This is a genomic window from Butyrivibrio sp. ob235, assembly GCF_900109475.1.
Lineage (GTDB): Bacteria > Bacillota > Clostridia > Lachnospirales > Lachnospiraceae > Butyrivibrio.
The window spans coordinates 91,300-102,400 of the sequence record NZ_FOBE01000001.1; the positions used below are offsets into that span (position 1 = coordinate 91,300).

Annotated in this window: 7 protein-coding genes; all 7 read left to right on the top strand. The window is 41.1% G+C overall.

Annotated elements, in window-relative coordinates:
* Positions 1–78 precede the first annotated feature (78 nt).
* Complete coding sequence (gene leuS, locus BMW61_RS00390; RefSeq protein ID WP_022759836.1) at positions 79–2,496, top strand: leucine--tRNA ligase; 2,418 nt, start codon at positions 79–81, stop codon at positions 2,494–2,496.
* A gap of 18 nt (positions 2,497–2,514) precedes the next feature.
* A complete protein-coding gene (locus BMW61_RS00395) occupies positions 2,515–3,216 on the top strand; it encodes a fibronectin type III domain-containing protein (protein WP_091819382.1) in 702 nt (233 codons plus the stop codon).
* Positions 3,217–3,420: 204 nt separating this feature from the next.
* Complete coding sequence (locus BMW61_RS00400) at positions 3,421–5,133, top strand: methyl-accepting chemotaxis protein (protein WP_091819383.1); 1,713 nt, start codon at positions 3,421–3,423, stop codon at positions 5,131–5,133.
* 166 nt (positions 5,134–5,299) lie between these two features.
* A complete protein-coding gene (locus tag BMW61_RS00405) occupies positions 5,300–6,721 on the top strand; it encodes a 2-isopropylmalate synthase (RefSeq protein WP_022759839.1) in 1,422 nt (473 codons plus the stop codon).
* Positions 6,722–6,777: 56 nt separating this feature from the next.
* On the top strand, positions 6,778–7,458 hold the full coding sequence (locus BMW61_RS00410; RefSeq protein WP_026497581.1) for a GntR family transcriptional regulator: 681 nt from the start codon (positions 6,778–6,780) through the stop codon (positions 7,456–7,458).
* A 14-nt stretch (positions 7,459–7,472) separates the two neighbouring features.
* The gene (locus tag BMW61_RS00415) at positions 7,473–8,678 is read left to right on the top strand and encodes an NADP-dependent isocitrate dehydrogenase (protein ID WP_022759841.1); all 1,206 of its coding nucleotides are present in this window, start codon (positions 7,473–7,475) and stop codon (positions 8,676–8,678) included.
* Between the two features lie 86 nt (positions 8,679–8,764).
* Positions 8,765–10,984 (top strand): glycoside hydrolase family 3 N-terminal domain-containing protein, encoded by a 2,220-nt coding sequence (locus tag BMW61_RS00420; RefSeq protein WP_091819384.1) that lies wholly within the window; start codon positions 8,765–8,767, stop codon positions 10,982–10,984.
* The last annotated feature ends 117 nt before the right edge of the window (positions 10,985–11,101 follow it).

The window sequence follows — 11,101 nt, forward strand, 5'->3', positions numbered from 1 at the left end:
AATCCTTGAATTATGATACTTCGGTATGGTAAAATCTTGACTATGTTTATAATTTCAATAAAAGCCGAGGTATCATAAATGTCAGAGTTATACAATCACAAAGAAGTTGAACAGAAATGGCAAAAGGTTTGGGATGATGAGAATGCATTTGCTGCAAGTAATGATTATTCCAAGCCTAAGTATTATGCGCTTGTTGAGTTTCCGTATCCTTCAGGACAGGGACTCCATGTAGGTCATCCCAGACCGTATACAGCGCTTGATATTGTTGCGCGTAAGCGCAGAATGCAGGGATATAATGTTCTTTATCCCATGGGATGGGACGCTTTCGGTCTTCCTACAGAGAACTATGCGATCAAGAATCATATTCATCCTAAGATCGTAACAGCCAATAATGTAAAGAAGTTCAAGAATCAGCTTCATTCTTTGGGTTATTCCTTTGACTGGAACAGAGAAATAAATACAACAGATCCTGATTACTACAAGTGGACACAGTGGATTTTCCTTAAGCTTTTCAAGGAGGGTCTTGCTTATAAAAAGGAGATGCCCATCAACTGGTGTACATCCTGTAAAGTTGGCCTTGCAAACGAGGAAGTTGTAAACGGCGTATGTGAGCGCTGTGGATCTGAGGTTGTCCGCAAGGTTAAGAGTGAGTGGATGCTTAAGATTACAGAGTATGCTGACAAGCTTATCGATGGCCTTGATGGTGTTGATTATATCGAGCGAGTAAAGGTCTCCCAGAAAAACTGGATTGGACGTTCAACCGGTGCTGAGGTTGATTTCGAGATTGCCGGTACTGAGGATAAGCTTACTGTTTACACTACAAGATGTGATACCCTTTTCGGAGCAACATACATGGTAGTTTCTCCCGAACATCCTTATCTTGATAAGTACAAGGACAAGATAAATAATTTTGATGCTATTCTTGCATACAGAGAAGAAGCTGCAAAGAAATCCGATTTCGAGCGTGCTGAGCTTGCAAAAGATAAGACCGGTGTTGAAATTGATGGTCTTAAGGCAATAAATCCCGTAAACGGAAAAGAGATTCCGATCTGGGTTTCCGATTATGTACTTATGAGCTATGGTACAGGTGCTATTATGGCGGTTCCTGCTCATGATGACAGAGACTGGGAGTTTGCAAAGAAATTCGGTCTTCCTATTATTCAGGTTGTGGCTAAGGATGGGGAAGAGGTTGATGTTAATGAAGCAGCATTTACAGATGTTGCCACAGGCGTTCTTATCAACTCAGACTTCATCAACGGCCTTTCCGTAAATGATGCCAAGGAAAAGATGATTTCATTCCTTGAGGAAAAGAAAATCGGTCATGCGCAGGTTAATTATAAGCTTCGTGACTGGGTATTCTCCCGTCAGAGATACTGGGGCGAGCCTATTCCGATTGTTGAATGTGAGAAGTGTGGATTTGTTCCGATTGATGAATCAGAGCTTCCTCTTCTTCTTCCCGAAGTAGACAGCTATGAGCCTACGGATAACGGTGAATCACCGCTTGCAGCTATGACAGACTGGGTTAATACCACATGCCCTTGCTGCGGAGGCCCTGCTAAGAGAGAGACCGATACCATGCCTCAGTGGGCAGGTTCATCCTGGTACTTCCTCAGATACACAGATCCTACAAACAAGGAAGCACTTGCAAGTAAGGAAGCACTTAAGTACTGGCTTCCCGTTGACTGGTATAACGGAGGAATGGAGCATACAACTCTTCATCTTCTGTATTCCAGATTCTGGCATAAGTTCCTCTATGATCAGGGCGTAGTACCTACATCAGAGCCTTATCAGAAGAGAACAAGCCACGGTATGATCCTTGGTGAGAACGGCGAGAAGATGAGTAAATCCCGCGGTAATGTCGTTAATCCTGATGATATCGTTGAGGATTACGGTGCTGATACACTCAGGACTTATGAGATGTTTATCGGTGCATTTGATCTTGCTGCATCATGGTCAGAGGATGGTGTTAAGGGCTGTCGCAGATTCCTTGAAAGAGTATGGAAGCTCCAGGACATTATGGTAGATGGCGATGAGTACTCAGAAGAACTTAAGGGTGAGATGCACAGAACAATCAAGAAGGTTTCAAGTGACTTCGAGAACCTTAAGTACAACACAGCAATTGCAGCAATGATGTCACTTATAAATGATTTTTATAAGAAAAATGCTGTTACTAAGGCTGAGTATAAGACTCTCATTACAATGCTTAATCCTGTTGCACCCCATATCACTGAGGAGATATGGCAGAGGATCGGCGGAGAGGGCAGACTCTATCAGCAGACATGGCCTGAGTTTGATGAGGCGCTTACAGTTGAAAACACTGTAGAAATTGCTGTACAGGTTAACGGTAAGGTAAGAGCTACAATTTCAATCGGTAAGGACGATCCTAAGGATGAGGTTCTTGCCAAGGCAAGAGAGGCTATATCCGGAAAATTTGATGGAAATATTATCAAAGAGATCTATGTACCCGGAAAGATTTGCAACATTGTTATGAAGTGACTATAAGGAGGGACATATATGCATTTGGATAAACATTTTAGACAGTTAGTAGTAGGAATAGTATTTGCACTCTTCATTTTCATCTTTGCTAAGGGCTTCGGTATGGAAGATGTAGAATATGCCGGATCTGTATTAGCTGTAACTGCAGGAGATGCATATTCTGAACTTTCGCTTACGGTGAATGAGATACAACTTGATCCCGGAGAAGTAGAGACCGTCGAAGGGATAGCTACACCGGTTGTTGTTAAGGATAAGACAATTTACTGGGAGAGCGATGATATCACTGTGGCAACCGTAGATCGAGATGAGGGTGCCTACAATAAAGCTTATATTACTGCTGTGGAAGTTGGTAAGACTCAAATTAAAGCCAAAAACGCTGTTGGAAATGTTATAGCAGTTTGCAAAGTTACTGTCGGAAATCCGAGCGGCCTTGAAAAGATGAAGCAGGTTAAGGCTTCAAAAGTAACTGTCTCTTCTCTTAGGGCTACAAAGGGAACTCTTAAGATAAAATATAAAGCGGTTTCTTATGCGACAGGATATCAGATTCGTTACAAAAAGAGCGGCGGCTCATGGAAAGACATTGATACAAAAAACAAGACATATACGTTAAGTAAACTTGCCAAAGGAAAGTACTACATAAAAGTAAGAGCTTACAAAAAGTATGATGGCAAGAAGTATTACAGTAAATTTACAAAAACCTATAAAGTCAAAGTAAAATAACATTATATAACCTGCATCAGATTATTCTGTTGCAGGTTATTTTATTTAATCATAAACGAAATATTAAATTTTAGAAAAATCGTACACAAATCAATGCATATTTCGATTAGTCTGTTAAAATGTATGTGTAACAGTTTTTTTGTTTTGAGGGGCAGGAAATATCAATTATTTCGAGTATGCGCCGGAATATGAACGGAGACAATTATGGGTATAAAAAATCTTGTGAAAGTCAACGAAAAAAAGATGCATGACATGAGCGTGCAGGAGAAGTTCAATTCCACGTTCAAGCAGATCATTATCATGTTCTGTGTTGCTATAGCAATTCTTGTATTAACCCTGGCATTTGCTGTAGTTTCCATAAGAACTATCTATCGTAAGTATTACAATATGAATACTGTTCAGGCAGATATCAGAATTGATATGCAGGCGCTGTCAAAGGCTTTTCTTTGGGCGCTGTCATCACCTGATGATGCTATAAGAGAGGAACAGCTTGGTAAAGCTATGGAAAAGTTTGGCGAGTTCAGCGACAACCTAACTAAGCTTGCTGCTATTTCCGATGACGACGATGCCATAAATACTGTTTCTAATGATTTAAAAACAGTAGAAAACAATGGAAAAACACTAGGGAATATGTTTGCGGATGGATCCTCTTCAGATGATTTGTTCTACTATTTTAATGATACCCTTTATCCCTCAATAGATGTTGCTGTAAAAGACTTTAAGACAGTTTCGAGTTCAACTACTGAAGCTGCAGCTGCTGCCTACAGAAATTCGCTTATTATCGGAGCTATAATGTCCATAATCACATTTATCATAGTCGCGATGGTACTTATCTATATTGTGGATGTTAAGAAGAAACTGTCCTATTCAATTCTGGCACCTGTTGAGGAGATTTCCAAGGCTGCTGATCAGATGTCCAGAGGTAATCTTGATATCAATATTGATTACACATCAGAGGATGAGCTTGGTAAACTGGCAAGTGATCTGAATTCTTCAACAGCTGTAACAGCTCAGATTGTTTCCGATATCAGGGAAACTTTGAAAATGGTTGCCGACGGTGACTTTACTCAGGGAACGCTTCATCCTGAACTTTATAAAGAAGACTTTGCACCCATAAATGAAGCTCTTAACAATATTACAGATTCACTGTCAGATACTCTTTCACATGTACAGGAATCATCTAATCATGTATCCGAAGGCGCAAACGGCATGAGCAGGGGAGCAACTGACCTTGCTGAAGGTGCAACGGATCAGGCGGCAGCGGTTGAAGAACTAACGGCATCTGTTGCTACGGTTACAGCTCAGACTAAGACTATGGCAGAAACAGCTGAGAGATCAAGGCAGATGGCGGACAGAGTTCGCGATGATGCTGATGCAAGTGCACGAAAGATGCATCTTGTAACGGATGCGATGATTAGGATTACTGAGGCATCCAATGAAATCGAACAGGTAACCAATACTATTGAATCAATTGCAAAACAGACGCAGCTGCTTGCTCTTAATGCTTCAATTGAGGCAGCAAGAGCCGGCGAATCTGGTAAGGGCTTTGCGGTTGTTGCAGAAGAGATCAGTACTCTTGCCAGTCAGAGTAGTGAGGCTGCAAAGAATACACATCAGCTAATTCAGGATACTATGGAAGAAATCCGAAACGGAAATGACGTAGTAGGAGAAACCACCGATGCTCTTCAGCAGATGCAGTCCTCAGTTGAAGAAATTACAGGTATGATAGTAGAGACGGGAGAGATGGCACAGCAACAGGCAGCCAGCATGGAGGAAATCAATGACGGTATTGATCAGATTTCAACGGTTGTCCAAAGCAACTCCGAAACAGCCCAGGAATCCAGCAATGTTTCCCAAGAGCTTACCCGGCAATCGGAAGACCTTACTAGACTGATAAATCAATTCAAACTCAGATAAACAGAAAGCCCACGGAAAATATTCCGTGGGTATTTTTTATAACTTGCACTTTATTGCATTAACGCGTTGACATATATGGTATTATTGTATACAATAATGCAAAACAATTATTTAAAATCATTTTAATGAATTCTATTAAGTTAGGTGTTTTTAGGAGGAACCAGAAATGCAGGATCAGACTTTCCAGAACAGACCGGTGACAATGAATGAGCACAACAATCTTTTACAGATTGAAGAGCATATGTATATTTTGGACGATGTTGAAAAGCCCAATGTTTTCAGAAACATGTTCCCTTATGATGAGGTTCCGAAGATTCCGTTTAATGATAGAATTGTTCCGCATAATATGCCAAAGGATATCTGGATTACAGATACTACTTTCCGCGATGGTCAGCAGTCAAGAGCTCCGTATTCTACAGAGCAGATTGTAAAGATATATGATATGCTTCATGAGCTCGGTGGTCCTAACGGCATGATCAGGGCAAGTGAGTTTTTCCTTTACAGCAAGAAGGACAGAGATGCAGTTTATAAATGTATGGAGAGGGGATATAAGTTCCCTGAAGTAACAAGCTGGATCAGAGCCAGCAAAGAGGATTTCAAGCTTGTAAAAGAGATTGGAATGAAGGAAACCGGAATTCTTGTAAGCTGCTCTGATTATCATATTTTCCTGAAGCTTAAAATGACAAGAAGACAGGCACTTGATCACTACCTTAGTGTAATCAGAGATTGTCTTGAAGAAGGTATTGCCTGCAGATGCCACCTTGAGGATATTACAAGAGCTGATATTTACGGATTTGTTGTTCCTTTCTGTGTTGAGCTTATGAAGCTTCGCGAGGAGTATGGTATTCCGATTAAAGTTCGTGCCTGCGATACGATGGGCTATGGCGTTAATTTCTCGGGTGCTGTTATTCCCAGAAGCGTACAAGGTATTATATATGCTCTTAACACAAATGCAGGTGTTCCCAGTGAGCTCATTGAGTGGCACGGACACAATGATTTTTATAAAGCAGTGTCCAATTCGACTACTGCATGGCTCTATGGTTGTTCAGGAGTCAATGCTTCTCTGTTCGGTATAGGAGAGAGAACGGGAAATACACCTCTCGAAGCTATGATCTTCGAGTATGCGCAGTTAAAGGGTACACTAAACGGCATGAATACACAGGTTATAACAGAGCTTGCCCAATATTACGAGAAGGAACTTGGTTACAAGATTCCGCCTCAGACACCTTTTGTAGGTAAAAACTTTAACGTGACAAGAGCCGGTATCCATGCTGACGGACTTCTAAAGAACGAGGAGATTTATAATATCTTTGATACGGATAAGTTCCTTGGAAGACCTCCGGTAAGCGCGGTTTCCAACACTTCGGGTCTTGCGGGAATTGCACATTGGATAAACGTTCACTATCACCTTAAGGACGATGCAGCACTTGGTAAGGATTCCAAGCTTGTTCAGATATTGAAGGAATGGGTTGACGGTGAGTATGAGAACGGCCGTGTAACAGTTATGTATGACGAAGAACTCACAGCCAAAATAGATGAAGTATCAAAACTAATTGGTATCGAAGTTCGGGATGGCTCAATCAAATAATGCCTTCCCCTGGGGGGAAGGTGCCCGAAGGGCGGATGAGGGGCAAAGGTAAAATCATGGAAAAGAAAGATTTAAAACAGGAAGTTACCGATAAATATTCTCTTCGGGGCCGTGTTTTTCACAGGATAAGAGAGGATATTTTAAATGGTAAATATGAAGATCATGAGGAATTAAAGGAAGTAGCAATCGGCGAAGAGCTTGGAGTAAGCAGGACGCCGGTGAGAGAAGCTCTGCGCCAACTAGAGCTTGAAGGCCTGGTTCAGATAATACCGAACAAAGGAGCGTATGTAGTAGGTATAAGTGCTTCTGATGTCAGAGACATTTATATGATTCGTTCAAGACTTGAAGGACTTTGTGCAAGATGGGCCTGCGAGAATATAACAAAGGAACAGCTTGAAGAGCTTGAAGAGATAGTTTATCTGGCTGATTTTCATGAGAAAAAGGGCCATTTTGATCAGCTTGCAGAGCTTGATAACAGATTCCATACAATTCTTTATGAATCATGCAATTCGAAGATGCTTGAGCATCTTTTAAAGGATTATCATCAATATGTATGGCTCATAAGACAGAAGACTTTAACCGGTAGCCGAGGTAAGGATTCCAATAATGAGCATCGCAGTATAATGGAGGCCATAAGAGATAAAGATCCCGACAGGGCCGAAGAAATTGCCAATAGGCACATGCACAGTGCTTATGATAATATGGTTAAGAATGGTTTACTTGAAATGTTTAACTAAGGAGAGGAGCTTATATGTCCAGAATTAAAATGACTACACCCATTGTTGAGATGGACGGGGATGAGATGACCAGAATTCTCTGGAAGATGATCAAGGAAGAACTTATTGAACCCTATATCGAGCTTAAGAGTGATTATTATGATCTTGGTCTTAAGTATCGTGACGAGACAGATGATAAGGTTACTATAGACAGTGCCAATGCCACAAAAAAGTATGGTGTTGCAGTAAAATGTGCAACCATTACGCCAAACGCAGCACGTGTTGAGGAGTATGATCTCAAGCAGATGTGGAAGAGTCCAAACGGTACAATCAGAGCGATGCTTGATGGAACAGTTTTCCGCGCACCGATCCTTGTTAAGGGTATCGAGCCAAATGTAAAAACCTGGGAAAAACCCATAACTCTCGCTAGACATGCTTATGGCGATGTATATAAAAATGTTGAAATTGCTGTTCCCGGAGCAGGCAAGGCAGAGCTTGTATTTACAGGGGAAGACGGCAAAGAGATAAGACAGACAATACAGGAGTTTGACGGCCCCGGTATAATTCAGGGAATTCACAATAAGGATGCCTCAATAAAGAGCTTTGCAAAGGCTTGTTTTGAATATGCTCTTTCAACCAAGCAGGATCTTTGGTTTGCAACAAAGGATACTATCAGTAAGACCTATGATGCAAGATTTAGAGAAATTTTTGATACCACTTTTGAGAAGGACTATAAGCACAGATTCGATGCAGCAGGTATTGAATATTTCTACACACTTATTGACGATGCTGTTGCACGTGTAATGAAGTCAAAGGGTGGATTCATCTGGGCATGCAAGAATTATGACGGAGATGTAATGAGTGATATGGTTTCTTCTGCATGTGGATCTCTTGCAATGATGACTTCAGTTCTTGTTTCTCCGGAAGGAATATATGAGTACGAGGCAGCACACGGAACCGTTCAGCGCCACTATTACAAATACCTGAAGGGTGAGGAGACTTCTACCAATCCTGTGGCAACTATCTTTGCATGGACAGGCGCGATGAGAAAGCGCGGAGAACTTGATGGAATACAGGGACTTATTGATTGGGCTGATAAGATGGAAAAAGCAACACTTAAGACTATTGAGGATGGAAAGATGACAGGAGATCTTCTTCTCATTACTACCAATCCCAATGCTAAAAAGCTTAATTCCGAGGATTTCATAAGAGAAATCAGAAATACTTTTGATGCAATTTAATTGAAAATATATTAGAATTAATTACGCTGATGTATGTAATAAGAAGTACATCAGCGTAAAATTTTTGTATAAAAAGGGGATTACACATGAAAAACGAAGATTTAAAGAAGCTCCTTGATGATATGTCACTTAAAGAAAAGGTGTTGCAGCTGGTTCAGCTTCCGGGACAGGCCTTTGAGGAAAATGCTGCAGTAACAGGCCTTAGTGATGAAGGTGCAAGCGAGGAAGAAAAGAGTCTTGTTGGAAGTACTCTTGGTATTTGGGGCGCGGAGAAGATCATAGAAATTCAGAAAAAGTACATGGATAAGCATCCGCACCACATTCCGCTTTTGTTTATGTTGGATGTTATTCATGGTCACAAAACTGTATTTCCCTGCCCGCTCGGACAAGGTGCTACGTTTGATCCTGAGATTGCCAAAACGGGAGCTGAGGTTCAGGCAAGAGAAGCTGCTGCAGAAGGCGTACATGTGACATTTTCTCCCATGGGGGATCTTGTAAGGGATGCAAGATGGGGAAGAGTTCTTGAGTCAACCGGTGAGGATCCTTATCTCAATGGTAAGATGGTCTCTGCAATGGTAGAAGGCTACCAGGGAAAAGACTTAAAAGATATAAATCATATTGCAGCCTGCGTGAAGCACTTTGCTGCCTATGGTGCTGCTACATCGGGAAGAGATTATAACAGTGTTGAGCTGTCTGAATCCATGCTCAGAGATCAGTATTTACCTGCATACGCTGAAGGAATAAAAAAAGGTGCAAGACTTGTGATGACCAGCTTTAATACGCTTAATGGTATCCCTTCCTCAGGAAATACATGGCTTATGAGAGACATACTCAGAAATGAGATGGAGTTTGACGGAGTTCTTATTTCTGACTGGGCAGCTGTTGCTGAGATGGCGACCTGGGGCTTTGCAAAGGATCTAAAGGAAGCAGCTGAGCTTGCCATGAAGGCGGGTGTCGATATTGATATGTGCACGGAAAGCTACGGAAGAAATCTTGAAGAGCTGTTGGATGAAGGAAAAATTTCCAAGGATCTTCTGGATGAAGCTGTTATGAGGGTTCTTACTTTGAAAAATGATCTGGGTCTTTTTGAGGACCCGTTCAGAGGCGCTTCTGCAACAAGAGAACAAGAAGAATGTCTTTCTGATAAAAATCGTGAGATAGCAAGAGATGCTGTCAGAAAGTCGCTTGTTCTTTTAAAGAACGACTATAATGCACTTCCTCTGGTTGAAAAGAAAATAGCATTTATAGGCCCTTATTCAGATGAGAAAAATCTTCACAGCTCCTGGGCTATATCCTGTGATTCTAAGGATGCTGTATCTGTAAAAAAGGCGGCAAAAGAGCTGTACGATGATACAGATACCAGAATTAAAGTCGCAAAAGGATGTCTTATAGCATCAAACGGCGATGAGTTCATGAACGGAACTTTTTCGGATGAAAAAGAAAAAGAGAAAAACAAAAAGCTGTTTAAGAAAGCCATGGAAGTAGCAGAGTGGGCTGACGAGATAGTGTTCTGTCTCGGAGAACATATTGGTCAGTCAGGAGAGTCCACAAGTAAAACGGATCTAAGAATTCCCAGAGCTCAAAAGAAACTGTTTGAAAAAATCTGCAAGAAGTTTAGAAATGATAAACATATCATTACACTTATTTTTTGCGGAAGACCACTTGAACTTGAAAATATTCCGGAGAAATCTGATGCTCTTATGATATGCTTCAGACCAGGAACTGAAGGTGGCCATGGAATTATGGATGTACTCGGCGGTAACTATTCACCATCCGGCAAACTATCCATGAGCTTCCCTTATAGTGCGGCGCAGGCGCCTTTAAATTACAATGCTTTTTCAACAGGAAGACCTAAGCCTTCGGAAGGTCTTTCAATTTTCACGACAAGATACCTTGATTGTCCAAATGAGGCCAGGTATCCATTCGGATTCGGACTTACCTATTCGCAGTTTAAAATATCCGATGTCATCTTGAATAAGAATACATTGAATAAAGCGGATGAGGATGACTTTATAAGAGCAACGGTGACTGTAAGGAATACAGGCTTCCATGAGGCAACAGAGACAGTTCAGCTCTATATACGTGATATGGTAGGGAGCAGAGTCCGACCGATTAAGGAACTTAAAGGCTTTAGGAAGGTTTCATTATTGCCCGGAGAATCAAAAGAAATTAGTTTTGATATATCCGAAGATATGCTGAGGTTTTGGACAATCGAGAATAAAAATGACAGTGAGCCCGGGGACTTCAAGGTGTTTGTTGGATTTGACTCAACTACTGATAATTCTGAAGACTTTGAATTGATTTAAAAGTTTCTTTTTAATTTGATTTCAACCTTAAAGAACGATAATTTATTTACGCTTTTTTAATAATTCGCAGTGTGGACTTCATTGTTTGCACTGCGTTATTATTATTTATAGAAACGT

Bases quoted from the DNA above. Each gene is read 5' to 3' on its own strand.
- leuS (WP_022759836.1), top strand. From the start codon at position 79: ATGTCAGAGTTATACAATCACAAAGAAGTTGAACAGAAATGGCAAAAG.
- BMW61_RS00395 (WP_091819382.1), top strand. From the start codon at position 2,515: ATGCATTTGGATAAACATTTTAGACAGTTAGTAGTAGGAATAGTATTT.
- BMW61_RS00400 (WP_091819383.1), top strand. From the start codon at position 3,421: ATGGGTATAAAAAATCTTGTGAAAGTCAACGAAAAAAAGATGCATGAC.
- BMW61_RS00405 (WP_022759839.1), top strand. From the start codon at position 5,300: ATGCAGGATCAGACTTTCCAGAACAGACCGGTGACAATGAATGAGCAC.
- BMW61_RS00410 (WP_026497581.1), top strand. From the start codon at position 6,778: ATGGAAAAGAAAGATTTAAAACAGGAAGTTACCGATAAATATTCTCTT.
- BMW61_RS00415 (WP_022759841.1), top strand. From the start codon at position 7,473: ATGTCCAGAATTAAAATGACTACACCCATTGTTGAGATGGACGGGGAT.
- BMW61_RS00420 (WP_091819384.1), top strand. From the start codon at position 8,765: ATGAAAAACGAAGATTTAAAGAAGCTCCTTGATGATATGTCACTTAAA.